This window comes from Demequina sp. NBRC 110053 (genome assembly GCF_002090095.1).
In the GTDB taxonomy this organism is placed as follows: Bacteria; Actinomycetota; Actinomycetes; order Actinomycetales; family Demequinaceae; genus Demequina.
In genome coordinates this window covers 140,995-166,052 of record NZ_BBRJ01000002.1, presented here as the reverse complement: position 1 = coordinate 166,052, position 25,058 = coordinate 140,995, and the positions used below count along the sequence as shown (strand labels likewise).

Genomic DNA, 25,058 nt, shown 5'->3' with positions numbered 1-25,058 from the left:
CACGTTACCCGGATGACACACAGTTGCGGCAGGATGGGCACATGGACAAGCAGCAGGAATACGTGCTCCGCAGCGTCGAGGAGCGGGACATCCGGTTCATCCGCCTGTGGTTCACGGATGTGCTGGGCGTGCTCAAGTCGGTCGCGATCGCGCCGGCCGAGCTGGAGAACGCCTTCGCCGAGGGGATCGGCTTCGATGGTTCGGCCGTCGAGGGCCTCACCCGTGTGTCGGAGGCCGACATGCTTGCCGAGCCCGACCCGTCGACGTTCCAGATCCTGCCGTGGCGGGGTGCGAGCCAAGGCGTGGCGCGCATGTTCTGCGACATCTCGACTCCCGACGGCGAGCCCGCGCTGTCCGACCCGCGTCAGGTGCTCAAGCGCAACCTCGACAAGGCGTCCGAGCAGGGCTTCACGTTCTACACGCACCCCGAGATCGAGTTCTACCTGTTCGAGAAGCCCGAGGCAGGCAAGCCGCCTCGCCCGGTCGACCAGGCCGGCTACTTCGACAACGTGCCGCGCGGCACGGCCCACAACTTCCGCCGCGAGGCGATCACGATGCTCGAGTCGATGGGCATCTCCGTCGAGTTCAGCCATCACGAGGCGGGACCGGGCCAGAACGAGATCGACCTGCGGTATGCGGATGCGCTCACCACCGCCGACAACATCATGACGTTCCGCACGGTCATCAAGGAGGTGGCGCTCGAGCAGGGAGTGTTCGCCTCCTTCATGCCCAAGCCGCTTGCCAACGGCCCCGGCTCCGGCATGCACACCCACATGAGCCTGTTCGAGGGCGACCGCAACGCGTTCTACGAGGCCGGCGCCGATCACCAGCTGTCGCCTGTGGCGCGTCAGTTCATCGCTGGGCTCCTCAAGCACGCTCCCGAGATCAGCGCGATCACGAACCAATACGTCAACTCGTACAAGCGCCTGTGGGGAGGGGCCGAGGCGCCGTCCTTCGTGTGCTGGGGATCCAACAACCGCTCGGCGCTGGTGCGCATCCCGATCCACAAGCCGGGGAAGGGCCAGTCGACGCGGGTCGAGTATCGCGCGATGGACTCGGCGACCAACCCGTACCTCGCGTTCTCGGTGCTGCTCGCAGCCGGGATGAAGGGCATCGAGGAGGGCCTCGAGCTGCCCGACGGCGCCGAGGACGACGTGTGGGAGCTCAGCCCGGCCGAGCGCCGCGCGATGGGCTACGAGCCGCTGCCGGCCTCGCTGTCCCAGGCGGTCGAGGTCATGGAGCGCTCGGAGCTGGTCGCGGAGACGCTGGGCGAGCGGGTGTTCAACTTCGTCCTGCGCAACAAGCGGGCCGAGTGGGAGTCGTACCGGGCGCAGGTGACGCCGTTCGAGCTCGAGCAGTACCTGCCCGTCCTCTAGCTGACGTGAGCACGCGCGAGGTCTCCTTCGCGACCCGGCTGCGGCGCGCGGGCGTCGCCGACGCCTCGCGGGCCCAGACGCTGCTGTCCGAGCTCGGGCAGATCACCGGCGCCACGCTCGAGGATCCAGCGACCGCCCTGTCGTATCTCGCCGACCCCGACGCGGGACTCCTGCAGCTGCTGCGCGTCGCCGAGTCCGCTCGCGACGCCGGCGTGCTCGACTCGCTCGTCGAGCTGCGCGAGACGCGAGCCGGGGCCAAGCTGGGCGTGCTGCTGGGAGCGTCCATCGCGCTCGGAGACTTCCTCGTGCGCCACCCGGAGTACATCGCGGACTTCGCCCAGTGGCCCGAGGACGAGTCCTTCACCGCCGTCGACCAGCGCCGGGTGCTGCTCGCGGCCGTGGGCGCCGACCCGGATCACGACGCGCCGGTCGCGACGATGGATGGCGACGCGGTGGGTGCGATGCGCATCGCGTACCGACGCCAGCTCATGCGCATCGCCGCCGAGGACCTGTTCGCGGCCCAGCCGACGGCGATCCTTCCCGACGTCGCGGCGGCGCTCGCCGACCTCGCCGGCGCGGCGCTCGAGGCCGGGCTCGCGATCGCGCGCGCGAACGAGCCCGACCATGCCCTCACCCGACTCGCGATCATCGGCATGGGCAAGTGCGGCGGCCGCGAGCTCAACTATGTCTCCGACGTCGACGTCATCTTCGCCGCCGAGCCAGCCGAGGGCGCCGACGATGCACGCGCCACGAAGGTGGCCACCCGGCTCGCGAGCGCCGCGTCCAGGGCGTGCGACCGGCCGGGAGCGGAACCCGCCCTGTGGGAGGTGGACGCGAACCTGCGGCCGGAGGGCAAGGATGGCGCGCTGGTGCGCGCGGTCTCCTCGCACCTGGCCTACTACGAGCGCTGGGCGGAGACCTGGGAGTTCCAGGCGCTGCTCAAGGCCCGGCCGATCGCGGGCGACGCGGAGGTCGGCAGGCAGTACGTCGAGGCCATGAGCCCGCTGGTGTGGAAGGCCGTCGAGCGCGAGGGGTTCGTGCAGAGCGCGCAGGCGATGCGCAAGCGCGTCGAGGAACACGTTCCCTCGCACGAGAGCGACCGACAGATCAAGCTCGGCCCCGGCGGGCTGCGCGACGTCGAGTTCACGGTCCAGCTGCTGCAGCTCGTGCACGGGCGCCACGACGAGTCCCTGCGCTCGCGCACCACGCTCGAGGCGCTCTCGGCGCTGCGAGCAGGAGGATACGTGGGCCGACCGGATGCCGCCAAGATGGACCGCTCGTACCGGCAGCTGCGCGTGTGGGAGCACCGCCTGCAGCTGCGCAAGCTGCAGCGCACCCACCTGATGCCGGAGCACGCCGACGCGAAGCGCGTGCTCGCGCGCGCCTCCGGCTTCGCGACCGTCGAGTACATGGACGAGGTGTGGCAGGACACCAGGCGCGATGTGCGCGGCATGCACCTCGACATGTTCTACCGGCCCATCCTGCCCGTCGTGGCCTCCCTCAGCGCGGACGAGGCCAGCCTCGACGACGTCGCGGCTCGCGACCGCCTGTCCGCCGTGGGATTCGACGACCCCCAGGCGGCGCTCCGCCACATCACGGCGCTGACGGAGGGCGTGTCGCGCCGCGCCTCGATTCAGCGCCAGCTGCTGCCGGCGATGATCGGCTGGTTCGCGCAGGGAGCGGATCCCGACGCGGGCCTGCTCGCGTTCAGGAGGCTGTCCGAGCTCCTGCGCGATGCTCACTGGTACCTGAAGATGCTCCGGGACTCGGGCACCGCGGCCGAGAGTCTCGCGCGGCTGCTGTCCACGTCCGTCTACGTGACGGACGCGCTGCTGTCATCCGCCGAGGACGTGACATGGCTGGGCGACCCTGCACAGCTCCACCCCCGTGCCCCCGAGCGCCTCGCGCGTGAGGCGGACGCGATCCTGACCAGATCGGACGATGCCGACCAGTGCATCACGGCGCTGCGGAGCCTGCGACGTCGAGAGCTCGCGCGTGCCGCCGCCGCCGACGTGCTCGGCCTCATCGACTCGGTCCAGGCGGCGAGCTCCGTGACGGTCGCGGCTGACGTGCTGATCGCTGGCGCCGTGCGCATCGCCCGCGCTGTCGTGGCGCGGGCAGAGGGCCTCGACGAGCTGCCCCTGACGTTCGCGGTCGTCGCCATGGGCCGCTACGGCGGCCAGGAGATGGGGTACACGTCCGATGCCGACGTGCAGTTCGTGTTCGACGGCGACAATGACCGCGCTCCGGGCCTCGCCGTGAAGGTCGCGCAGACGGTGCAGCGACTTCTCAAGTCGCCCATGTCGCAGCCGGCGCTCGAGGTCGACGCCGACCTTCGACCCGAGGGACGCAACGGTCCGCTGGCACGCTCCCTGGCGTCCAGCACGGAGTACTACGGGCGCTGGTCGGACCCGTGGGAGGCACAGGCGCTGCTGCGCGCGCGGCCATGCGCGGGGGACCCCGACCTCATCGAGCGCTTCACGGCGATGATCGACGCGGTGCGTTATCCCGAGTCGCTGGAGGCGAGCGCGCTCAAGCAGATGCGCACCCTCAAGGCGCGCATGGAGGCGGAGCGGCTCCCGCGTGGCGTGGACCCGCACCGCCACCTGAAGCTCGGCCCCGGCGGTCTGTCGGACGTGGAGTGGACGGTGCAGCTGCTGCAGCTGCAGCATGCTCATGAGGTCGCAGGCCTGCGCACCACTCGGACGCTCGAGGCACTCGGCGTCGCGCGCGATGAGGGCCTCCTGTCGGCTGAGGATGCCCTGGTTCTCGAGCGGGCCTGGGCACTCGCGACTGACCTGCGCGGCGCGATCGCATTGCGAGGCCGCTCCCGTACGCCGGACGTGCTGCCAGGCGACATGCGCGAGCTGCGGGTCTACGCCGAGATCATGAACTCTGCGGAGACGGGCGCGGAGCTGCTCGACCGATATGGCCGCGCGACGCGCAGAGCCAGGGCCGTCACCGAGCGGGTGTTCTTCGGATGGGAGGACGGCGGATGAGGGGACTGCGGACGCTCGTCTCGGCGCTGTGCATCCTCGCCGGCGTGCTGCTCGTCGTCGCCGGCGCAGTGAGCTCGATCGTGGTCCGGGCCGTTGAGGACGGCGACGCTGTGCGCGCGCTCGCCGAGCGTGCGATGGACTCCGACGCCGTGCGCTCTCAGGTCGCGGCACAGGTCACGGAGCAGGCGCTCGACGCTCTGGCGGACGCAGGTGTGGCGCTCGACGGCCCGCTCATCGAGTCCGCGATCGGCGGCGCGCTCGAGTCCGCGGTCGAGTCCGAGGGCTTCCGCGATGCGTTGCTCGAGGAGGCGGACGCCGCGCACGAGCAGTTCGCCGCCGCGCTCACCGATCCGGATCGCGAGAGCGCCCCGCTGGTCCTGAACGTCGACGTCTCTGGCGCCGTGAATGCTCGGATCGATGACATCCCGGTCATCGGCGACGTCGTGCCCGACACTGCGGTGCCGCCCGTCGCCGTCGAGGTGCTGAGCGCCGACCGGTTCGACGCCGTGCGCGCGGCCTATGGTCCCGTGGCGTGGCTCGCCGCGTGGGGGGTGTGGAGCGGGCTCGCGGTGCTCGGGGTGGGCGCTCTCGTCTCGCACCGGCGCCGGTGGTTCCCCGCGAAGGCGCTTCTCGCTCTCGCCGTCGCCTGCCTGATCGTGGCCGGGGTGATCACGGTGCTCGGACCAGAGACCATCCTCCGGCTCGTGCCTGGAGCCGTGGATGGTGCTTACGGGAGCCTGTGGCGCGACGCGCTGACGGAGGAGGCCGCTCCGGTGATCGTGGAGCGATCGCTGTGGGCAGCGGCTGGCGCCTTCGTGGCGGCATTGCTGGCGGCGGCGCTCGCCGCGGCGTGGGGCCGCCGCCGCTAGGCCCGTGGCGGCGGCGCCGTCGACCGGCGCATGACCAGCTCGAACGGCAGAGCCTCATGCTCCGGGTCAGTGGATCCCGATCCGAGCTCGCGTAGCACCCGATCGACAGCTCGCCGTCCCTGAAGCTCCGAGAACTGATCGATGGTCGTGAGGGAGAAGAACTCGGCGAGGTCGTGCCCGTCGATGCCGACCACGGACAGGTCGGAGGGAACCTGCTTGCCCAGGTCGCGGGCGGCGAGGATCGCCCCGATCGCCATCTCGTCCGATGCCGCGAAGATCGCCGTCGGATGCACGCGGGGGTCGCCGAGCAGCTGGAGGGTGGCGTCGTAGCCTCCCGCGATGGTGAAGTCGGCGCCGCGCAGCATGAGCGGGTCGGCCTCGATGCCGGCATCGGCGAGCGCCTCCTCATACCCCGCGCGCCGCGAAGCGGGGAGGTGGAAGTCGAGCTCGAAGTCCGGGTCGCCCGAGATGTGCGCGATGTGGCGGTGACCGAGCCCCACGAGGTGGTCGGTGGCCAGTCGGGCGATGGCGTGATCGTCGATCGACAGCGTGTGCACCCCAGGGAGGGGACCGCCGACGCCGACGACCGGCTTGCCGAGCCCGCGCATGCTCTCCACCTCTGCGCTGTCGAGCTCGAGGCTGACGGCGATGAGCGCGTCCACGCGCTTCCGCCGCAGGAACTCCTCGAACAGACGGCGACGCCGAGGATTCGTCTCGGAAGAGACGTCGGGGTCGGGGTTCGCGTCGAGGTGATACAGGGTGAGGTCGTAGCCTGCGTCGAGCAGCGCGTGCTGAGCGCCGCTCAGCACCTTCATGTAGAACCACGTGTCGAGCTGAGGCGTCACGATCCCGACGTTGCGCGTGCGGCCGGAGGCGAGGCTCGAGGCGCTCGCCGAGACCACGTAGCCCAGCTCCTTGGCCGCCTCCTCGACGCGCAGGCGCGTCGCCGGCGACACCGACGCCTTGCCCGCGAGGGCGCGCGACACGGTGGCGGTGGACACTCCGGCGAGCTCCGCGACCTTCTGGATCTTCGCCATCGTCTCCTCCTCGGGCGCCGTGGGCTAGAGGACCATCCAGACGCAGGTGTCTGCCGGAATCGTATCGGTCACGGGACTCGAGGAGAGCACCAGCTCGCCGGGACGCACCGCGACCCAGTCGCCACCGACGCGAGTCGGCGGCGCGCTGCTCAGGTGGTCAGGAGCCAGGCGGCGGCGTTGGGCGGCAGCGAGTCGTCGAGCCGCTCGGACGCGGCGATGACCTCGCCCGCCGGCAGGTCGACGGGCGACGTCGACAAGTTGCACACGACCATCACGTCGCCCACCCGTGCGATCAGGACGTCGCCATCGGTCGTCTCCCACGAGAGCGACGCCGATGCCAGGCCGTGCTCGCGCCGAGCCGCAAGCGCGGCCCGGTAGAGCTCGAGCGAGCTCTCGCGGTCGCCCTCCTGCCGGTCTCGCGCGTACTCGCCCCACCAACCGGGCTGGGGGAGCCACGACTCACCGCTCGGCGAGAAGCCGAACGCCGGCGCATCGGCTTCCCACGGAAGCGGAACCCGACAGCCGTCGCGGCCGTACCGCTCGCCCCCGGTGCGGTGGAAGGTGGGATCCTCGCGACGGTCCGCAGGGATGTCGAGCACCTCGGGCAGCCCGAGCTCCTCGCCCTGGAACAGGTAGGCCGAGCCCGGCAGCGCGAGCATCAGAAGCGTCGCTGCTCGCCCCCGCATCTGCGCGACCGCGGGGTCGGGCAGCCCAGGGGAGTCCGGGCCGATGCCGTGGCCCTGCGGGCTCGGCACCGTCAGCGCCAGGCGCGAGGGGTGGCGGATCACGTCGTGGTTGGACAGCACCCAAGTGCTCGGCGCGCCGACGGAGGCGAACGCGGCCAGCGAGTCGTCGATCACCGTCCGCACGGCGTCCGCGTCCCACGGCGTCATGAGGTACGGGAAGTTGAAGGCCTGATGCATCTCGTCCGGGCGCACCCAGGCGGCCATCTCCGACAGCGGCTCGACCCACGCCTCCGCCGTGAGGATGCGGTCGCCGTCGTACTCGTCGACCACCGAGCGCCAGCGCCGCCAGATCTCGTGAACTCCCTGCTGCGCCCATGCGGGGTGACCCATCTGGGCTGCGCCCATCGAGTCGATGTCCTCGCTGATGACGAAGTCGGGAAGGTCAGGATGCTTCGCGAGCCCGTGGGCGACGTCGACGCGGAAGCCGTCGACGCCGCGGTCGAGCCAGAAGCGCAGGATGCGGTCGAACTCGGCGCGCACCTCCTCGTTGGTCCAGTCCAGGTCGGGCTGGGAGGAGTCGAACAGGTGCAGGTACCACTGGCCGGGGCTGCCGTCGGTGGTGTCGAGCCTGGTCCAGGCCGGGCCGCCGAACACGGACTCCCAGTTGTTGGGTGGCAGCTCGCCTTCGGGGCCGCGGCCGTCGCGCACGATGTAGCGGGCGCGTTCAGGTGAGCCTGGGGCCGATGCGCGGGCGGCTTGGAACCAGGCGTGGGCGTCGGAGGTGTGGTTGGGGACGATGTCGACGATCACGCGCAGGCCCAGGTCGTGGGCGCGCTCGAGCATCCGATCGAAGTCGGCGAGCGTGCCGAACAGGGGGTCCACGTCGGTGAAGTCGGCCACGTCGTAGCCCGCGTCCTTCTGGGGCGAGGTGTAGAACGGCGACAGCCAGATCGCGTCCACGCCCAATGCCGCAAGCGAGTCCAGCCGCGCCGTGATGCCCGCCAGGTCCCCGATCCCGTCACCCGACGCATCCGCGAACGACCGCGGATAGATCTGATAGATCACCGCCGTCCTCCACCACTCGGTCGGACGGGCCTGGTCGGATGAGGTCGGGTGGGTCATGCCGTCCATCGTAGGCACGCCGGACGGTGCACATCGACTGCGCGGCTATCGCGTACCCTGGGGCGGTCCCACGGGCGCCCGGGTGCGCTCGCCACTCGCACGACGCGGTGTGAGCCGGGCCAACGGCCGCCGCACCCTGGAGCAGAGCCGCATGCCACGGAAGCGCACCATCGTGATCGCCTCGGTCGCCGTCCTCGCCGTCGGAGCAGCCGCTGCCTACGTGTACGCGCGACCGTTGCTCCTCACCGGCACCGGCACCGGCTACGCAGCGCACAACGCGTGCGCTGTCGAGAACATCGCCGGACGCACGAACCCCGAGACGGACCTTCCCGACAACCCGCTGGTGCCCGTGCTGGATGTGGGGATGACGCCCGACAGCGACGGTGCGCGAGCCTCGGTGCTCGGGATCGTCGCGTCCCAGGGTGCGTGGCTCGTGCCAGGCTACGGCTGCACCGTCGCCCCCGAGAGGCCGGAGCCGTGGGGAGAGGCGACCGTCGTCACCGCCGCGCCCAACCCGTACGCCGACCTCGCGCTCACGCCTGGCACCGACGCGGAGCTCACGGCCGCCATCGCGCATGGGTTCGGCGACGACTTGACCGAGCAGGACCGGGCGGCGCTCGGGACCCGAGGAATGGTGGTGCTCAAGGACGGCGAGCTGGTGGCCGAGCGCTACGCGGATGGCTTCGACGAGTCCACGCCGCAGTTGGGCTGGTCGATGACCAAGTCGGTCACGAACCTCCTCGTGGGTCGGTACGTTGAGCAGGGGGAGCTGTCGCTCGACGACGATCAGCTGCGCGAGGAGTGGACGGACGGTCGCGCTGACATCACGATCCGCCACCTGCTGCAGATGACGAGCGGGCTCGCGTGGGACGAGACGTATGACCTCGGCACGCCCATCACCCAGATGCTCTATGACGAGCCGGACATGGGCGCGTACGTCGCGTCGCAGCCGCTTGCGCACGAGCCCGGGACCTACCTCCAGTACTCGAGCGGGTCCACGACGGTGCTGTGCGACATCATCACCGAGACCCGTGGACTGGCCGATGCCCCGCGCCGCGAGCTGTTCGATCGCCTGGGTCTCGCGAGCGCGGTGATGGAGGCCGACGCCACGGGCACGCCGGTGTGCAGCTCGTACATGTGGGCGACGCCGCGGGACTGGGCGAGCATCGGCCAGTTCGCTCTCCAGGACGGCATGTGGAACGGCGAGCGACTGCTGCCCGAGGGGTGGATCGCAGAGTCGACGGTGGCGGTGGACGCCCAGATCGAGCGTGGGTCGGACGGCTACGCCTCAGGCTGGTGGGCCAACGCCCGCCCGGATGGAAGCCTCGTCGATCCCGAGCTCCCAGCCGACGCCTATCACGCGAGCGGCCACGACGGTCAGTGGGTGATCGTCGTGCCTTCGGAGGACCTCGTGATCGCGAGGCTGGGCTTCACGCCGGCCACCGATGACAAGCGCTTCGCCTCGACGGCGGCGCTGGTGATCGACGCCTTGCGCTGACTCGGACGGGAGCTGCGCTCCCGCACGCACTGGGCGCCAGCCCCTGCGCCGGGGACGGCTGTCACTGCCTACCAGGACCCGGGTGACCGGCAACGACGAAGGGCCGCCCCCCTCGCGGGGACGGCCCTTCGTGCGGGTGCGCTACTGCTTAGACGTCGTAGTACAGCTCGAACTCGTGCGGGTGCGGACGGAAGCGCAGCGGGTCGATCTCGTTGGAGCGCTTGTAGTCGATCCACTCGGCGATGAGGTCCTCGGTGAACACGCCGCCCTCGGTGAGGAACGCGTGGTCCGCCTCGAGCGTGTCGAGCACCTTCGACAGGCTGTCCGGCACCTGCGGGATCTGCGCGTGCTCCTCCGGGGGAAGCTCGTACAGGTCCTTGTCGATCGGAGCCGGCGGCTCGATCTTGTTCTTGATGCCGTCGAGGCCCGCCATGAGCAGCGCCGCGAACGCGAGGTAGGGGTTGCCCGAGGAGTCGGGGGCGCGGAACTCGATGCGCTTGGCCTTGGGGTTGGTGCCGGTGATCGGGATGCGGACCGCGGCGGAGCGGTTGCGAGCCGAGTACACCAGGTTCACCGGGGCCTCGTAGCCCGGCACCAGGCGGTGGTACGAGTTGACCGTGGGGTTGGTGAAGGCGAGCAGCGCGGGGGCGTGCTTGAGGATGCCGCCGATGTACCAGCGGGCGGTGTCCGACAGGCCGCCATAGCCGGCCTCGTCGTAGAACAGCGGCGAGCCGTCCTTCCACACCGACTGGTGCACGTGCATGCCCGAGCCGTTGTCCCCGAACAGGGGCTTGGGCATGAACGTCGCGGTCTTGCCGGCGCTCCAGGCCACGTTCTTGACGACGTACTTGAACTTCATGATGTCGTCAGCAGCGTGCAGCAGCGTGTTGAAGCGGTAGTTGATCTCCATCTGGCCGGCGGTGCCCACCTCGTGGTGCGCGCGCTCGAGCTCAAGGCCAACCTGGCCCAGCACGGTGCAGATCTCGTCGCGCAGGTCGGCGAGCTGGTCGCCGGGGGAGACGGGGAAGTAGCCGCCCTTGAACCGGGTCTTGTATCCGCGGTTGGGCGTGCCGTCGAGGTCGGTCTTGTCGCCCGTCGTCCACCAGCCCTCGGAGGACTCGATGTGGTAGTAGCCCTCGTGCTGATTGGTGTCGAAGCGCACGGAGTCGAAGATGAAGAACTCGGCCTCGGGAGCGAAGTACGCGGTGTCACCGATGCCGGTCGACTTGAGGTACTCCTGCGCCTTCATCGCGACGTTGCGCGGGTCGCGGGAGTAGGGCTCGTCGGTGAAGGGGTCGACCACCGAGAAGTTGATGACGAGCGTCTTGGCCTTGCGGAACGGGTCGATGTACGCGGTCGCGAGATCCGCGATCAGCTTCATGTCCGACTCGTTGATGGCCTGGAAGCCGCGGATCGAGGAGCCGTCGAATGCGGCACCGTCCTCGAGAACGGTCTCGAACTGGGCCGCGGGAACGTTGACGTGCTGCATCGCGCCGGGAAGGTCGCAGAAGCGGATGTCGATGTACTCGACCGCCTCATCCTTCACGAAAGCGATGGCCTCTTCGGCAGACTTGAACATCCGGTTGCTCCTTGCAATGTGATAGGTGCCAGGTACAGCAGTGCCCACCATAGGGTCCGGCAGTTTCACCCAGATTCAAGGCATGTTACGAAACTGTTTCACGCGAGTCCGGGACAGCACGACGCTTCATCTGGCGGACCCCAGGCGACGCATCCGACCCTAGCGGAACCCTCGATACGATGGAACGGTGACAGCCGCGACCGACCATGGTGAGCGCGCCTCCGTCGGTCGCAGGCTCGCCGGCGTCGGCATCGACTGGGTGCTGTGCCTGCTCATCTCCTCCGCCTTCTTCGCCGTTCCAGCCGCGGCGGAGCTGAGCCCTGTCGAGCGTGTGCTCGTCGCCGGCGCGCCGCTGGCCACCGTCGGGATCTGGATGGCGCAGCACCTCATCCTGGTCGCCACCCTCGGGTCGACCACCGGTCATCGGCTGCTGGGCATGCGGGTGGTCCGCGTCGACGGGTCCCCCGTGGTGGGCCTCGTCAAGGCGCTCATCCGCACCGTCCTGCTCGCGCTCGTGATCCCTGCCGTCGTCTGGGATGGCGAGGGCAGGGGTCTGCACGACAGCGCGGCAGGGACCCGTATCGTCGTGGCTCGTGCCCGGGCGGCGCGGTGAGGCGCACGTGACGGAGCTGCGGGTTCGTGCGGTGCTGTGCGACATGGACGGGACGCTCGTCGACTCGAACGCCGTGGTCGACGCGATGTGGAACGAGTTCGCGGACCGGCTGGGACTCGATGGCACGGAGGTGCGCGCCTTCGCGCACGGCCGGCCATCGCGCGACACGATCGCGCGCTATGTCGCGGGGGAGCGGGACATCGACATCTGGATCGATCGCATCCATCACATGGAGGCAAGCCGGTTCCACCAGGTCGTGGAGATCCCCGGCGCGGCGCGCTTCACGCGCGCGCTGCCTACGCAGAGGTGGGCGGTCGTCACCTCCGCGCTCGCCGAGCCCGCGCGCGCTCGACTGGCGGCGGTCGGGATCGAGCCTCCGGCCGTCCTCATCGGTGCCGATGACGTGAACGCGGGCAAGCCCGATCCTGAGGGATACCTGCGAGCCGCGCGGGAGCTCGGCGCCGATCCCCGCGATTGCGTGGTGTTCGAGGACACCGACGCTGGCATCGGCGCCGGCCGGGTCGCCGGGTGCGCCGTCGTGGTGGTGGGGGAGAATCGCTCGCCTGCCACGGACGGTCTGCCCCGCGTCCCGGACATGACCCAGGTGACGGTCGGCCGCGACGGCGAGAGCCTCGTCCTCACCCTCGCCACCTGACCCTGCCGTGCGTGCCGGCCCCGCGCATCGGCCGCCACGTGCGCCGGGCGCGCGCTGGTGCCTCAGCGACCGCGCATCGCCTTGCGGTCGGGGCGCGCTCGCATGGGGTCGACGCCCTTGGGAACCGGGAGCTTCTGGCCGCCGATGGCGTCGAGACGCGCAGTGACCGCCGCGCGCTCGTTGCGGCCCAGGACCTTCTTGTGCTTCTTGATGGCCTTCGGCACGTCCTTGAGGGGCACCTCGCCCTCGTGGCTGCCCACGTAGATCGCGTTGACAGGCACGCCGGGGACCAGCTTGGTGATGCGACGCGTCGCGGCCGCCACCTGCTTCTGGGCCGCGTTGCCGCCCTCGGCCAGCAGCACCACGCCGCCCTTGCCGACCCCGCGGAACACGATGGACTTGCCGCGCGGGTCGACCGAGATCGGGTCATCGGCGAACTGCCAGCTCGAACGCATGCCCTGCGCGATCGACAGCGATGCGCCGATCTGCCCGTCCATGCGCCGGTACATCACCTTCTCGAAGCGACGCGTCAGCGTGAACATCGCGGCGAGCGCGGCGACCAGGATGCCGAAGATGATCAGGTACACCAGCACGATGGTCGAGAACTGCAGGCCGATCACGACGAACGCCCCGATGATCGCGACGGGGATCAGGATCATCAGCGGCAGCAGCCACTTGTCCTCGGGGGCGGTGAACGTGTAGGCCTGCGCGATCAGCTTGTACCAGCGCGGCTTCTTCTCGGGTGCCTTAGCCATGATGGCGACTAGTGTAGTCGCTCGCCACGCGCGGGCCGATGCGCGGTCAGGGCTCCCTCAGCAGGCCGGGCGAGCAGTGCGGTTGAGCAGGAACGACGCCTCCTGGCGCGCCTCCACGGGCTCGCCGAGGTGGGCCAGCGCCTCAGGGATCGGGCGGCCCTTGCTCGTCATGGCCTGGCCCCACAGCCGCCCCGCGCGGTAGCTCGAGCGCACCAGCGGCCCGGACATCACACCCAGGAAGCCCATCTCCTCCGCCGCGTCGGACAGCTCGACGAACTCCTCGGGCTTGACCCAGCGCTCCACGGGGTGGTGGCGCGGGCTCGGGCGCAGGTACTGGGTGATGGTGATGAGGTCGCAGCCGGCGTCGTGGAGGTCCTGCAGCGCCTGGATCGCCTCGTCGAAGGTCTCGCCCATCCCCAGGATGATGTTCGACTTGGTGACCAGGCCGTCCTTCTGAGCCTCGGTGATCACCTGCAGCGAGCGCTCGTAGCGGAACGCGGGACGGATGCGCTTGAAGATGCGCGGCACGGTCTCGACGTTGTGCGCGAGCACCTCGGGGCGCGAGGAGAACACCTCGGCGAGCTGGTCGGGGTCCGCATTGAAGTCGGGGATGAGCAGCTCCACACCGGTGCCGGGGTTGAGCTCGTGGATCTTGCGGACGGTCTCCGCGTAGAGCCATGCTCCGCCGTCGTCGAGGTCGTCGCGGGCGACCCCCGTGACGGTCGAGTACTTGAGGCCCATCTGCTGGACCGAGTTCGCGACCTTGGTGGGCTCCATGCGATCCAGCGGCGACGGCTTGCCCGTGTCGATCTGACAGAAGTCGCAGCGGCGCGTGCACTGTGCGCCGCCGATGAGGAAGGTTGCCTCTCGGTCCTCCCAGCACTCGAAGATGTTGGGGCAGCCGGCCTCCTCGCACACCGTATGAAGGCCCTGGCCGTGGACGCGCTCCTTCATGTCCCGATACTCGGGCCCCATGGTCGCCTTGGTGCGGATCCATTCGGGCTTGCGCTCGATCGGGGTCTCCGCGTTGCGAGCCTCGACGCGCAGCATCCTGCGGCCCTCGGGTGCGATGGTCACACGGTCTCCTTGGGGTGATCGGGAACGCGACCTGCGTCGCCTGTGGGCGACGACGTCTCCCAGCGTACGGGGGCCAGGACGGTTTCCAGGAATTCGAGCATGGGCGAGCGGACATCGGCGACCCTCACGGGGCGACCGAGCTCGCGCGACAGGGAGGTGACGTCAGCGTCCGAGATGCCGCAGGGGACGATGCGGTCGAACTGCTCGAGCGCGGGGTCGCAATTGAGTGCGAAGCCGTGCATGGTGACGCCCTTGGCCACGCGCACGCCGATCGCGCAGATCTTGCGCTCGCGCTGGGAGCCCGTCGCGGGAAGCCACACGCCCGAGCGATCCTCGACCCGGATCGTCTCGAGGCCATAGGAGTCGCACAGGTCCATGACGGCCTGCTCGAGGCTGCGCACGTAGCGCACCACGTCGATGGGCTCGGCGAGGCGCACGATGGGGTAGCCCACGAGCTGGCCGGGGCCATGCCAGGTGATGCGGCCGCCACGGTCGACGTCGACGACGGGCGTGCCATCCACGGGCCGGTCCCACGTCGCGGTGCGTCGCCCGGCCGTGTAGACCGGCTCGTGCTCGAGCAGAATCACCGAGTCTGGGCGCTCGTCCGCGACCCGAGCGGCGTGCATCGCGCGCTGGAGGTCCCAGCCCTCCTGGTAGGGCACCGGGCGCGCGCCGAGGTCGAGGTCGATGACGTCCATAGGGCTCCAGGCTAACCCGACGGAATACCGGCACGGTTCGCACGTTAGGGCAGGATGTGATGATGACTTCGCGCGCGTGGCTGAGGCCGCTTCTCGTCCTTCTCGTGATCGTCGGCTGGCTCGCCATCGGCGGAGCCGGCGGGCAGACGTTCGGCAAGCTGTCGGAGGTGCAGGAGAACGACGCCGCGGCCTTCCTGCCGACGTCCGCGGAGTCGACCCAGGCGGCCGAGCTCCAGGCCGAGTTCATGCCGACTCAGGCGGTGCCGGGGATCTTCGTCGTGGATGGCATCTCAGGTCCGGAGGACCTCGCGACCGTGGAGCAGTTCGTCGCCGACGTGGTCGAGACGCCGATCGAAGGCGACGAGCAGGGCCGGACGGTGGGCGACGTGCTCTCTCCGCCTGCCAGCGAGGCTCCGCCTCAGGTCGTGCCGTCGGAGGATGGCGAGGCGGCACTGGTCGCCTTCAGCATCGACTCCGAGCTGGTCGATCAGACGGTGGGAGAGGCGGCGCTCGGCGAACTCGTCGCCCAGACCATCCGTGCCACCTGGGCCGACGTCGACACCGACCTCGACGGTCACCTCACAGGTGCGCTCGGCGTGCTTGCCGACCTGCTCGAGGCCTTCGCCGGCATCGACGGAATCCTCCTGCTCGTCGCGCTGGCCGTGGTGCTCGTCATCCTGCTGATCGTCTACCGCAGCCCCGTGCTGCCGTTCCTCGTCCTGTCCACCGCGCTCATCGCCCTGACGGGCGCCATCCTGGCCGTCTTCGCCCTCGCGGACGCCGACGTCATCACGCTCAACGGCCAGTCGCAGGGCATCATGTTCATCCTGGTCGTGGGCGCCACCACCGACTACGCATTGCTGCTCGTCGCGCGCTACCGCGAGGAGCTGCTGCGCACCGAGTCTCCCTACGACGCGCTCGCCCACGCGTGGCGACGCTCGCTCGAGCCCATCGCCGCGTCGGCAGGAACGGTCATCCTGGGCCTCCTCGTGCTGCTCCTCAGCGACCTCAAGTCCAATGCCGCGCTGGGCCCGGCGGGCGCCATCGGCATCGCATCAGCGCTGTTCGCGGCGCTCACGCTGCTGCCGGCGCTGCTGCTCATCGGCGGCAAGCACGCGAGGGGCGTGTTCTGGCCCGCGATGCCGCGGTACAACGCAGAGTCCTCCGATGTCCATGCCGACCCGTCCGAAGGCAAGGGGTTCTGGCCACGGCTCGCCCGCGGGGTCGACGCCCACCCGCGCCGCACGTGGGCGCTCGCGGCGCTCGGGCTCGTGATCGCTGCGGCGTTCCTTCCCACCTTCAACACCGGCAGCCTGGGACAGGGCGACGTCTTCACCGCGCGCGTGGACTCCGTGGAGGGCACCGAGGTGCTCGAAGACCACTTCGCTGCGGGCGCGACGTCGCCGATCCGGATCTTCGTACCCGAGGACCAGGCGGACGCTGCTGTGGAGGCCGCCGGTGCCGTGGAGGGCGTCGACCAGGCTTATCTGCTGACCCCGTCCGTCGCGCAGGGCGCACCTCCTGGGGCTGCGGGACCCGAGGACCCCATCGTGGTCGACGGCATGGTCGAGGTGGTGGCCGTCACGCAGGTCTCGTCGAGCTCCGCGGAGGCGGCGGACATCGTGCAGGACGTGCGCGACGCCGTTCATCCCTTGTCGCAGGAGGCACTGGTCGGGGGCCAGGCCGCCGAGTCGCTCGACACCCGACTGACCACACAGCGCGACACCCTCGTGATCATCCCGACCATCCTCGCCGTGATCTTCGTGGTGCTGGTGATGCTGCTGCGCGCGATCGTGGCGCCGCTGCTCATCGTGCTCGCGAACATCCTGTCCTACGCCGCCACCATCGGCATCTCCGCGATCCTCTTCAACCACGTGCTCGACTTCCCGGGATCGGATCCGGCGGTGCCGCTGCTGGGCTTCGTCTTCCTCGTCGCGCTCGGCGTGGACTACTCGATCTTCCTCATGTCGAGAGCACGCGAGGAGACCCTGCAGCACGGCACGCGGCCGGGCGTGAGGCGGGCTCTCGCCGTGACCGGCGGAGTCATCACGTCCGCTGGCATCGTGCTGGCCGCGACCTTCGCCGCCCTGGGGGTGATCCCGCTGATCTTCCTCGCACAGATCGCGGTGATCGTGGGCCTGGGCGTCCTCATCGACACCTTCGTGGTGCGGTCGCTGCTGGTGCCGGGTCTCGTCGGCGACATCGGCCGCCCCGTGTGGTGGCCGTGGACCAAGCGGATTCCGAACTGAGTCTGTGGAAAACGTCCACCGGGCCCGCGCGGCGGGCACGGTGGACCCATGGACGACGACTCCCGCGCACGGCCCGCGCTGACGCGCACCGTCGGCGAGGGCACGGACCTCCTCGAGCGGGTGCGGGCGCGATCACGCGTCCTCGCCTCGATCCGCTCAGCCTGCGTGCTCGCTCCGGTATCCGTGAGGGCCGATGCGCACGGCAGGGTGCTCGTGAACGTGCCGGCGGTCGACGGTCCCGATCTCGCGGAGCTGGCGATGCGGCGTCCACCGCTGTCCGTGGGCGAGTGCGCGTGGCTCGCCCGAGGCGTGGGCGAGGGGCTCGCGCGGATGCACGAGGCCGGGCTCGCGCATGGTGACCTCGCGCCGGCCAATGTCGCCATCGGTCCCGAATACGTGGTGCTCCTCGACACCATCGCCGGATGCGTCGAGGACGAGAGCGGGACGCCGGGGTTTCGAGCGCCTGAGCGCGTCGGGGGAGCGACCCTCCCTGGCGACGTGTACTCGTTCGGTGCGCTGCTGCGATGGGCCGTCGGCGATGCCGACCGTGCCATCGTCGAGGCGTGGACGGCGCCGCTGCTCGTCTCCGACCCTCGCCAGCGCCCGGACATCCACGTAGCCGTCAGGGCGCTCGATGGCCTGGCCGCCCCTGCGCGCGTGAGCGTGCCGTCCAGCGCGGACGTGATCGCGGCGGCGCGTGCGCGTGCCGCGCCCCGCACCGAACGCATCGCCGCCGGGCGGTGGTGGCGCGCGCGTCGGACTGCCGAGCGAGCTCTCGCGGCCGGCGCCGTCGCCACAGCGGCGGCAACCATCGTCGTCGGCGTGCCCTGGGCCGTCGACGCGGTGCTTCCCCAGTCCTCGGCCGCCGTCGCCGCAGCCCCGACCAGTGAGCCTCCGACGGTCGCAGCTCCGGCGCAGCTCGTGGCTCAGGCATCCGCGCCAGACGGCCACGGTGGGTCCCGCGCGATGGGCGCGCGCGCCGGATTGCCGGAGGCGGCCATCGCGGACAGAGAGCATCCCGGGCGTGCCGCTGTCGCGTTGACGCTCGCACGTATGGGTGCGCTGCGCGACGGAGACGGCGAGCAGTTGCGGAGGCTTGCCGCAGCGCAGCCCGACTCCCGTGAACTGTCGGAGAGCATCGAGAGGATCGCCGTCGCGCTCGACGCGGGAGAGCTCACCTATACCGGGCTCGCGGCGCGTATCGAGCGCGTCGAGGTGGTGGACACCACCGCGCGCGCAGCCACGGTCTCGCTGACGTACAGCCTGGGCGCCCACCGGGTGATCGAGGCGGGACGCACGACCGATGTCGCGGCGTCGGTGGAGTCCGTCGTCCTGCACCTGCGATGGGACGGACGGTGGACGGTGGAGGCGGTGCGCGAGCCGTGAGCGCCCGGGCTCTCAGCGAGCTCCGATCACCCAGCGGGCTGCGGCGTCGATGTACGGGTGATCCCACGCGAAACCGAGGCGCGCCAGCACCCCCGGCGTCGCCTTCTGGCTCGAGAGCAGGTCCTCCACCGCGGGGCCGATCGCCAGCCGCAGGGCCCATGCAGGGGCTGGCAGGCCAGGGGAGCGTCCCGCGGCTTCGGACATGGCCCGGATCAGGTGGGCGTCGCGGACCGAGGCTGGAGCGATCACGTTGACCGCGCCCACGTGGTCGCTGTCGACGAGGAACCGCAGGGCTCGAATATGGTCGTGCAGCGTGATCCACGCGTGCCACGCGTCGCCCTTGCCGAGCGAGCGCAGCAGGCCCCGCCTGACAAGCGGCAGCAGCCGCTCCGCGAACCCCCCATGCGGGGCCAGCACCAGGCCGGTGCGGGCGAAGACGGTGCGCACACCGGCGTCGAGTGCGGGCTGAGCGGCCGCCTCCCACTGGGACACGATGGACGCCAGCAGCGTGGTGCCCGCGCCGGAGCGCTCTGTCAGGCTGTCCTCGCCGCGGTCGCCGTAGTAGCCCATGGCCGAGCCCTGCAGCAGCAGGCCTGTGAACTCCACGGCGGCGAGCGCGCGTGCCAGGGTGCCCGTCGCGTCGAGGCGAGACTGCAGCACCACCTCCGCATACGAGTCCGTGAGGCGCTTGTCGCCGATCGATGCGCCGGCCAGGTTGACCACCACGTCCGCGGACGCGAGGAGCTCGTGATCGACGGCGCCGCCGCGGGGATCCCAGGCGGACTCGTCGGCCCCGCGCGCTTCGCGGCGCACCAACGCGATCACGTCGTGGCCGTCGGCCGTCAGCGACTCCTTGAGAGCCGTGCCGATGAGGCCGGACGAGCCGGCGACCACGACGCGCATCGCAGCGCCCTACAGGTCCAGGTCCGCCTCGAAGGCTCCGGCCTCGATGCGCTTCCTCACGGTCTGCAGGAAGCGGGCCGCGTCCGCGCCGTCGACCAGGCGGTGGTCGTAGCTGAGCGGCAGGTAGCACATGGGCCGGACGGCGATCACGTCGTCACCGTCGGGGCCCTTGACCACGACGGGACGCTTCACGATCGCACAGGTCGCCAGGATGCCCGCCTGCGGCTCCGGCACCACCGGGGTGTCGAAGATCGTGCCGACGGACCCCGTGTTGGTCACGGAGAAGGTCCCGCCCGAGATCTCGTCTGCCTTCAGCCCGCCATTGCGAGCCTTGTCCGCGAGGTCCGCGATGCCCTGGGCGTGCTGGGCGAGCGTCAACGAGTCCGCATCGCGGAGCGTCGGGAGCATCAGGCCCTTCTCAGTATCGACCGCGAGCCCGAGGTTGACCGAGGGGTGGTAGACGATCGACTTGCCGTCCTCGCTCACCGAGGCGTTGACATTGGCGTGCTCCATGAGCGCCTCGGCCACGGCCTTGGTGAAGAACGGCAGGAAGGACAGCTTGACGCCGTGCTTGTCGAGGAAGGCGTCCTTCGACTTCGCGCGCAGCGCCCAGATCTTCGAGCAGTCGACCTCGATGACCGACGTGAGCTGCGCCATGCCGTGCAACGAGCTCATCATCTTGTCTGCGGTGACCTTGCGGATGCGGGACATCTTGATGGTCTGGCCGCGCAGCTCTGAGACCTGGGGCTCCGGGGCGCGATCGGGAGCGCTGGCGGACGGCTGCGCAGGAGCGGAGCTCGTCGCGGGAGCCTCGGCAGCGCTCAGCACATCCTCCTTGCGAATTCGCCCGCCCACACCCGTGCCCGTCACGCTCGCCAGGTCGACGCCGCGCTCACGAGCGAGCTTGCGAACGATCGGCGTCACGTAGCCCGATCCTGTCGACGGCTCCGCGGCGGCCTCGCCGGACGTGGGGGCCGCAGCCGGGGCCGATGTGGCGGCGGGAGCCGCAGCTGCCGCCGACTCCTGCGATGCGGGTGCGGCAGCCTCGGCGGCGGGGGAGGTCGCAGGCTCTGCCTGCGCGGGCGCGGATGCCGTCGCCTGCGGCGCCGGCGCAGAGGCCTCGGCGGGAGCAGCTGCAGCGGCGGAGGGCTCGGCAGCGGCCGACGGCTCTGCGGGCGCGGACGCCTGCGCGGGTGCGGCGCCCGCTTCGCCAATGCGAGCGAGGACGGCTCCGACCTCGGCCTCCTCGTCCTCCTGGACCAGGATCTCGGTGAGGGTGCCGGCGAACGGCGAGGGGATCTCGGTGTCGACCTTGTCGGTCGAGACCTCGAGCAGGGGCTCGTCGGCCTCGACCGTGTCGCCCACGGACTTCAGCCAGCGGGTGACGGTGCCTTCGGTCACGGACTCGCCCAGAGCGGGCAGCGTCACGTCCTGCCCGCCGCCGGCCGACGCTGCCGCAGAGGACTGCGCCGGGGCGGATGCCTCTGCAGGCGCCGACTGCTCCGCTGGCGCGGCGGGGCTCGCCGCCTCCTGCGCGGGCGCGGAGGTCTCGGCAGGCGCGGACGCGGCAGCCGACGGCTCAGCGGGAGCCGACGCGGCGGCCGACGGCTCGGCGGGAGCCGACGCCTCCGCAGGAGCCGACGCCTCCGCGCGTGCGGACGGCTCGCCGCCCGACTCGCCCTCGTCGCCGATGCGAGCGAGGACGGCTCCGACCTCGGCCTCCTCGTCCTCCTGGACCAGAATCTCGGTGAGGGTGCCGGCGAACGGCGAGGGGATCTCGGTGTCGACCTTGTCGGTCGAGACCTCGAGCAGAGGCTCGTCGACCTCGACCGTGTCGCCCACGGACTTCAGCCAGCGGGTGACGGTGCCTTCGGTGACGGATTCGCCCAGGGCCGGGAGTGTGACGTCGTTGCTCATGATGAGGATTGTCTCCGATATCAGTCGTGGGCGTGAAGCGGCTTGCCGGCGAGGGCCAGGTGGGCCTCGCCCATGGCCTCGTTCTGGGTGGGGTGGGCGTGGACCAGCGGGGCCACGTCCTCCGGGTGCGCCTCCCAGTTGACGATGAGCTGTGCTTCGCCGATCTGCTCGCCAACGCGAGCTCCCAGCATGTGGACGCCGACCACGGGTCCGTCCTTGACCCGCACCAGCTTGATGAATCCCTGGGTGGCGAGGATCTGGCTCTTGCCGTTGCCGCCCAGGTTGTACTCGAGGGTCTCCACCGCATCGTCGCCGTGGATCTCCTTCGCCTTCGCCTCGGTGACGCCCACGGACGCGACCTCGGGGTCGCAGTACGTGACGCGAGGGATGTTGGCCTCGACGATCGGCTGGGGCGACAGACCTGCGATCGTCTCGGCGACGAAGATGCCCTGCTGGAACCCGCGGTGAGCGAGCTGCAGGCCGGGCACGATGTCGCCCACCGCGTAGATGTTGGCGACGCCGGTGTGGAGCTTGTCGTCGGTGAGCACGAATCCGCGCTCCATGCGCACGCCCTGCTCCTCGTAGCCGAGCCCCGAGGTGCGGGGGCCGCGACCGACGGCGACCAGCAGCAGGTCCGCCTCCAGGACGGTGCCGTCCTCGAGCGACACCTTGACGCCGGAGTCGGTCTGCTCGACGCCCTGGAACTTCACGCCCACCTTGAAGTCGATCTTGCGCTTGCGGAAGGCTCGCTCGAGGCCCTTCGAGAGGACCTCGTCCTCGTTGGGTACCAGGTGCGGCAGCGCCTCGACCACGGTCACGTCCGCGCCGAAGGACTTCCACACGGAGGCGAACTCGACGCCGATCACGCCGCCGCCCAGCACGATCGCAGAGGAGGGCACCTCGTCCATCGCGAGCGCCTGGTCCGAGGTCATCACGCGGCCGCCGATCTCAAGACCTGGCAGCGAGCGGGCGTAGGAGCCGGTGGCGAGAACGACGTTCTTCCCCGTGTAGCGCTCGCCGCGCACCTCGACGGCGTCGGGGCCCACGAGCGTGCCGTGGCCCTCGATCACCACCACCTTGCGCGACTTCACGAGGCCCTGCAGCCCCTTGTAGAGGCGGTCGATGACGCCCTGCTTGTACTGATTGACCACGGTCATGTCGATCGACTCGAGCGTCGAGTTCACGCCGAACTTGGAGCCCTCGCGAGCGTTGTCGGCGAGCTCGGCGGCGTGCAGCAGCGCCTTCGTCGGGATGCAGCCGTTGTGCAGGCAGGTGCCGCCCACCTTCGACTCCTCGACCAGGCCCACCGTGAGGCCGAGCTGTGCGGCGCGGAGCGCGGCGGCGTAACCGCCGGAGCCTCCACCAAGAATGAGCAGGTCAAACGAGCGAGGGGTGGACTCGGTCACTGTGTGGTCTCCTTGTGAGGAAGTCGGTGCTTCCCATCTTGCCACCTGTCAGCGGTGACGCGAACCGCAAGGCGTGACTACCCTGGGGCCATGAGCTTTCTATCGCGGATGTTCGGCTCGAAGGGTGCCGAGCCGTCCTCCGGCGCGGGGTCCAAGGAGGCCCGGTCGGAGACCATCGCCCACCTCAAGGAGTTCGTCGCCGGGCACCAGGGCTGCGAGGCGTTCATCGAGCCGCCCACGCGCGTGACCCAGACGACGATGGTGATCGTCGCTGACACGGGGGAGTGGACGCGGCGTCGCGTGCCCGACACCGCGACGGCCCGCAAGGTCGCCAAGCAGCTCGGCGTCCCGGTGTTCGACGTGAACCTCTCCGGGTACCCGTCCCGCATGCGGGAGTGGAACGAGAAGCAGCGCAAGAGGTCGTAGTCAGCCCGCGCATCGGCCCTCCGCCGTTGCCCACGCGCTCCGGGCATGCCCTCGGTCCGTGCCGCGCAACACACGGCTGTGACGGGAGACGTGCGCGAGACGCGAGTGACGCCCCACGCGTCGCACCATTCACGGGCGTCCCAGGTGTGTGGTGACCGGTGCGCCCGCTCGACACTGTCGAACACCGTCGGCGCGACGCGCGGCGCTTGCCCCCGCGTCGGCGCTGACCGCTCGGCGTGTGGGAACGGAGATGTTCGGAACTGTCGTGGCGGGCGCGGGAACGGACGGCCGATGCGGTGGCTGGGAACGCGCGAACGCCCGGCTCCCATCGGGGAGCCGGGCGTTCGGTGCCAGCGGGCTAGAGTCCGGCGCGCTTCTCGAGGAAGCGGAACATGGTGCGCACGGAGGCGCCCGTGCCGCCTGCGGGCGTGAAGCCGTACGGCTTGCCCTCGTTGTACGCCGGGCGGGCGATGTCGAGGTGGGCCCACGGGGTGTCGCCCACGAACTCCTTGAGGAACAGGCCGGCGGAGAGCATGCCGCCTGCGGGACCGGCGATGTTCTGCAGGTCCGCGATCTTCGACTCGAGCTCCTCGCGCAGGTGCGCGGGCAGCGGCATGGGCCAGAAGGCCTCGTCGACCTCGCCGGCGGCCTCCACGACCTCGGCACGGATCGCGTCGTCGCCCATGACGGCGGAGGTGCGGGTGCCGAGCGCGACGCCCTGGGCGCCGGTGAGCGTCGCGATGTCGAGGACCACGTCAGGCTCCTCCTCGATCGCGCGCGCGAGTCCGTCGGCCATGACCAGGCGGCCCTCGGCGTCGGTGTTGAGCACCTCGACCGTTTTGCCGCCGTAATGGCGGATCACGTCAGACGGACGCTGCGCGGTGCCCGACGGCATGTTCTCCGCGAGGCACAGCCAGCCGGTCACGGCGATCGGCAGCTTGGCGCGTGCCGCGGCGAACACGATGTTCATGACGGCGGCCGCGCCAGTCATGTCGGACTTCATGGTCTCCATCGACTTGGGCGGCTTGAGCGAGATGCCGCCGGTGTCGAACGTGATGCCCTTGCCCACGAGCGCGACCGACCCGGTCGCGTCCTCAGGCTTCCAGGACAGGCGCACCAGACGCGGCAGGCGAGACGAGCCCATGCCGACCGCGAGGATGCCGCCGAACCCCTGCTCGGCGAGCTGCTGCGGCTCCCACGTGAGCGCCTCGACGCCCAGCTGTCCCGCGTACTCGTGTGCGATCTCCGCGAAGGACGCTGGGTACAGGTCCAGCGGCGAGGTGTTGGTGAGGTCGCGGGTCGAGGCCACGGCGGCAGCGATGATCTGGGCGCGCTCGATCGCCGCGTCAGAGGCGCCGGCGATGTGCCAGGCCGTCGCGTGAGGCTCGGCGTCGTCCTCGGAGGACTTGTAGTCGGTGAACGTGTAGGCGCCCAGCAGCGCGCCTTCCGCGATGGCCGAGGCCTTCGCGTCGGAGTCCGCGGGGATGGCGACCACCACGGTCGACGGCTTCTTGCCGCAGCTCCGAGCGGCGGCGCCGGCGGCGAAGCGCAGGTCGCCCTCGCTCGCGTCGCCCAGGCCCACCAGCACGATGCGCGTGGCGGTCACGCCGGTGCCTGGCAGGATGGTCGTGGCACCGACCTTCGCGGAGGGCTCGAGCGCGGCGGCGGTCTGGGCGACGGCCGTGCGCACCTCGTCTGGAAGCTGGGGGTGGGAGGCGACATCGCCGTCGAAGCCCAGGATCAGGGCGTCGGCGTCGAGGGTCGAGACGGTCTCGCTTGTGGCGTTCAATGAGGTCATGAAACGAGC

General features: G+C 70.5%; 19 protein-coding genes. 9 read left to right on the top strand and 10 right to left on the bottom strand.

Features of this window, described 5'->3' with window-relative positions:
- The first annotated feature begins 41 nt into the window (after nt 1-41).
- From B7K22_RS00785 to B7K22_RS00775, 3 genes are read left to right on the top strand one after another with little or no spacing between them, the layout of a single operon-like run.
- Nucleotides 42-1,376, top strand: a complete 1,335-nt coding sequence (locus B7K22_RS00785; protein WP_084037907.1) for a glutamine synthetase family protein — start codon at nt 42-44, stop codon at nt 1,374-1,376.
- A gap of 5 nt (nt 1,377-1,381) precedes the next feature.
- On the top strand, nt 1,382-4,375 hold the full coding sequence (locus B7K22_RS00780; RefSeq protein ID WP_084037906.1) for a bifunctional [glutamine synthetase] adenylyltransferase/[glutamine synthetase]-adenylyl-L-tyrosine phosphorylase: 2,994 nt from the start codon (nt 1,382-1,384) through the stop codon (nt 4,373-4,375).
- A complete protein-coding gene (locus tag B7K22_RS00775) occupies nt 4,372-5,244 on the top strand; it encodes a hypothetical protein (RefSeq protein ID WP_084037905.1) in 873 nt (290 codons plus the stop codon). The genes B7K22_RS00780 and B7K22_RS00775 overlap by 4 nt, the downstream gene beginning before the upstream one ends.
- Here B7K22_RS00775 and B7K22_RS00770 read toward each other — a convergent pair.
- Together B7K22_RS00770 and B7K22_RS00765 are read right to left on the bottom strand one after the other, a co-directional pair.
- Nucleotides 5,241-6,281: a LacI family DNA-binding transcriptional regulator gene (locus B7K22_RS00770; protein ID WP_084037904.1), complete on the bottom strand. Its 1,041-nt coding sequence runs from the start codon at nt 6,279-6,281 to the stop codon at nt 5,241-5,243. The genes B7K22_RS00775 and B7K22_RS00770 overlap by 4 nt on opposite strands.
- 149 nt (nt 6,282-6,430) lie before the next feature.
- Complete coding sequence (locus B7K22_RS00765) at nt 6,431-8,089, bottom strand: glycoside hydrolase family 13 protein (RefSeq protein WP_084037903.1); 1,659 nt, start codon at nt 8,087-8,089, stop codon at nt 6,431-6,433.
- A 151-nt stretch (nt 8,090-8,240) separates the two neighbouring features.
- Between B7K22_RS00765 and B7K22_RS00760 the strand changes: the two genes are divergently transcribed.
- A complete protein-coding gene (locus B7K22_RS00760; RefSeq protein WP_084037902.1) occupies nt 8,241-9,587 on the top strand; it encodes a serine hydrolase in 1,347 nt (448 codons plus the stop codon).
- A gap of 148 nt (nt 9,588-9,735) precedes the next feature.
- Here B7K22_RS00760 and glnA read toward each other — a convergent pair whose 3' ends face one another.
- Complete coding sequence (gene glnA / locus B7K22_RS00755) at nt 9,736-11,166, bottom strand: type I glutamate--ammonia ligase (RefSeq protein WP_084037901.1); 1,431 nt, start codon at nt 11,164-11,166, stop codon at nt 9,736-9,738.
- 187 nt (nt 11,167-11,353) lie between these two features.
- Between glnA and B7K22_RS00750 the strand changes: the two genes are divergently transcribed.
- Nucleotides 11,354-11,779 (top strand): RDD family protein, encoded by a 426-nt coding sequence (locus B7K22_RS00750; protein WP_084037900.1) that lies wholly within the window; start codon nt 11,354-11,356, stop codon nt 11,777-11,779.
- Between the two features lie 7 nt (nt 11,780-11,786).
- Nucleotides 11,787-12,434, top strand: coding sequence for an HAD-IA family hydrolase (locus B7K22_RS00745; protein WP_234983246.1), 648 nt, complete (start codon nt 11,787-11,789; stop codon nt 12,432-12,434).
- A gap of 62 nt (nt 12,435-12,496) precedes the next feature.
- On the opposite strand, the gene B7K22_RS00740 is transcribed toward B7K22_RS00745, so the two are convergent.
- Genes B7K22_RS00740 through lipB form a run of 3 tightly spaced genes read right to left on the bottom strand, consistent with a single transcriptional unit; the run spans nt 12,497 to nt 14,964 of the window.
- Nucleotides 12,497-13,189 carry a DUF4191 domain-containing protein gene (locus tag B7K22_RS00740; protein ID WP_084037898.1) on the bottom strand — a complete coding sequence of 231 codons (693 nt, stop codon included), beginning with the start codon at nt 13,187-13,189 and terminating at the stop codon, nt 12,497-12,499.
- A gap of 57 nt (nt 13,190-13,246) precedes the next feature.
- Nucleotides 13,247-14,266 carry a lipoyl synthase gene (gene lipA, locus B7K22_RS00735; RefSeq protein WP_084037897.1) on the bottom strand — a complete coding sequence of 340 codons (1,020 nt, stop codon included), beginning with the start codon at nt 14,264-14,266 and terminating at the stop codon, nt 13,247-13,249.
- A complete protein-coding gene (lipB, locus tag B7K22_RS00730; RefSeq protein ID WP_144276183.1) occupies nt 14,263-14,964 on the bottom strand; it encodes a lipoyl(octanoyl) transferase LipB in 702 nt (233 codons plus the stop codon). Before lipB ends, lipA begins: the two co-directional genes overlap by 4 nt.
- A 62-nt stretch (nt 14,965-15,026) precedes the next feature.
- On the opposite strand from lipB, the gene B7K22_RS00725 reads away from it, so the two are divergent.
- Nucleotides 15,027-17,213, top strand: a complete 2,187-nt coding sequence (locus B7K22_RS00725) for an MMPL family transporter (RefSeq protein WP_084039607.1) — start codon at nt 15,027-15,029, stop codon at nt 17,211-17,213.
- Between the two features lie 48 nt (nt 17,214-17,261).
- Nucleotides 17,262-18,599, top strand: coding sequence for a hypothetical protein (locus B7K22_RS00720; RefSeq protein ID WP_084037896.1), 1,338 nt, complete (start codon nt 17,262-17,264; stop codon nt 18,597-18,599).
- A 12-nt stretch (nt 18,600-18,611) separates the two neighbouring features.
- Here B7K22_RS00720 and B7K22_RS00715 read toward each other — a convergent pair whose 3' ends face one another.
- The 3 genes from B7K22_RS00715 to lpdA are packed head-to-tail and all read right to left on the bottom strand — an operon-like array spanning nt 18,612 to nt 22,825.
- Nucleotides 18,612-19,502, bottom strand: coding sequence for a TIGR01777 family oxidoreductase (locus B7K22_RS00715; protein WP_084037895.1), 891 nt, complete (start codon nt 19,500-19,502; stop codon nt 18,612-18,614).
- A 9-nt stretch (nt 19,503-19,511) separates the two neighbouring features.
- Nucleotides 19,512-21,419 carry a 2-oxoglutarate dehydrogenase, E2 component, dihydrolipoamide succinyltransferase gene (gene sucB, locus B7K22_RS00710; RefSeq protein ID WP_084037894.1) on the bottom strand — a complete coding sequence of 636 codons (1,908 nt, stop codon included), beginning with the start codon at nt 21,417-21,419 and terminating at the stop codon, nt 19,512-19,514.
- Nucleotides 21,420-21,439: 20 nt separating this feature from the next.
- Nucleotides 21,440-22,825: a dihydrolipoyl dehydrogenase gene (lpdA, locus tag B7K22_RS00705; RefSeq protein WP_084037893.1), complete on the bottom strand. Its 1,386-nt coding sequence runs from the start codon at nt 22,823-22,825 to the stop codon at nt 21,440-21,442.
- A gap of 90 nt (nt 22,826-22,915) precedes the next feature.
- Between lpdA and B7K22_RS00700 the strand changes: the two genes are divergently transcribed.
- Nucleotides 22,916-23,251, top strand: a complete 336-nt coding sequence (locus B7K22_RS00700) for an oxidoreductase (protein WP_234983245.1) — start codon at nt 22,916-22,918, stop codon at nt 23,249-23,251.
- A gap of 358 nt (nt 23,252-23,609) precedes the next feature.
- On the opposite strand, the gene B7K22_RS00695 is transcribed toward B7K22_RS00700, so the two are convergent.
- Entirely contained in the window at nt 23,610-25,049 is a 1,440-nt protein-coding gene (locus tag B7K22_RS00695; protein WP_084037891.1) for a leucyl aminopeptidase, read from the bottom strand.
- Nucleotides 25,050-25,058: the final 9 nt, after the last annotated feature.

What these genes read in the sequence shown, in the direction of transcription:
- B7K22_RS00785 (WP_084037907.1), top strand. Translation starts at nt 42, where the DNA reads ATGGACAAGCAGCAGGAATACGTGCTCCGCAGCGTCGAGGAGCGGGAC.
- B7K22_RS00775 (WP_084037905.1), top strand. Translation starts at nt 4,372, where the DNA reads ATGAGGGGACTGCGGACGCTCGTCTCGGCGCTGTGCATCCTCGCCGGC.
- B7K22_RS00770 (WP_084037904.1), bottom strand. Translation starts at nt 6,281, where the DNA reads ATGGCGAAGATCCAGAAGGTCGCGGAGCTCGCCGGAGTGTCCACCGCC.
- B7K22_RS00765 (WP_084037903.1), bottom strand. Translation starts at nt 8,089, where the DNA reads ATGACCCACCCGACCTCATCCGACCAGGCCCGTCCGACCGAGTGGTGG.
- B7K22_RS00760 (WP_084037902.1), top strand. Translation starts at nt 8,241, where the DNA reads ATGCCACGGAAGCGCACCATCGTGATCGCCTCGGTCGCCGTCCTCGCC.
- glnA (WP_084037901.1), bottom strand. Translation starts at nt 11,166, where the DNA reads ATGTTCAAGTCTGCCGAAGAGGCCATCGCTTTCGTGAAGGATGAGGCG.
- B7K22_RS00740 (WP_084037898.1), bottom strand. Translation starts at nt 13,189, where the DNA reads ATGGCTAAGGCACCCGAGAAGAAGCCGCGCTGGTACAAGCTGATCGCG.
- lipB (WP_144276183.1), bottom strand. Translation starts at nt 14,964, where the DNA reads ATGGACGTCATCGACCTCGACCTCGGCGCGCGCCCGGTGCCCTACCAG.
- B7K22_RS00725 (WP_084039607.1), top strand. Translation starts at nt 15,027, where the DNA reads ATGACTTCGCGCGCGTGGCTGAGGCCGCTTCTCGTCCTTCTCGTGATC.
- B7K22_RS00720 (WP_084037896.1), top strand. Translation starts at nt 17,262, where the DNA reads ATGGACGACGACTCCCGCGCACGGCCCGCGCTGACGCGCACCGTCGGC.
- B7K22_RS00715 (WP_084037895.1), bottom strand. Translation starts at nt 19,502, where the DNA reads ATGCGCGTCGTGGTCGCCGGCTCGTCCGGCCTCATCGGCACGGCTCTC.
- sucB (WP_084037894.1), bottom strand. Translation starts at nt 21,419, where the DNA reads ATGAGCAACGACGTCACACTCCCGGCCCTGGGCGAATCCGTCACCGAA.
- B7K22_RS00700 (WP_234983245.1), top strand. Translation starts at nt 22,916, where the DNA reads ATGAGCTTTCTATCGCGGATGTTCGGCTCGAAGGGTGCCGAGCCGTCC.
- B7K22_RS00695 (WP_084037891.1), bottom strand. Translation starts at nt 25,049, where the DNA reads ATGACCTCATTGAACGCCACAAGCGAGACCGTCTCGACCCTCGACGCC.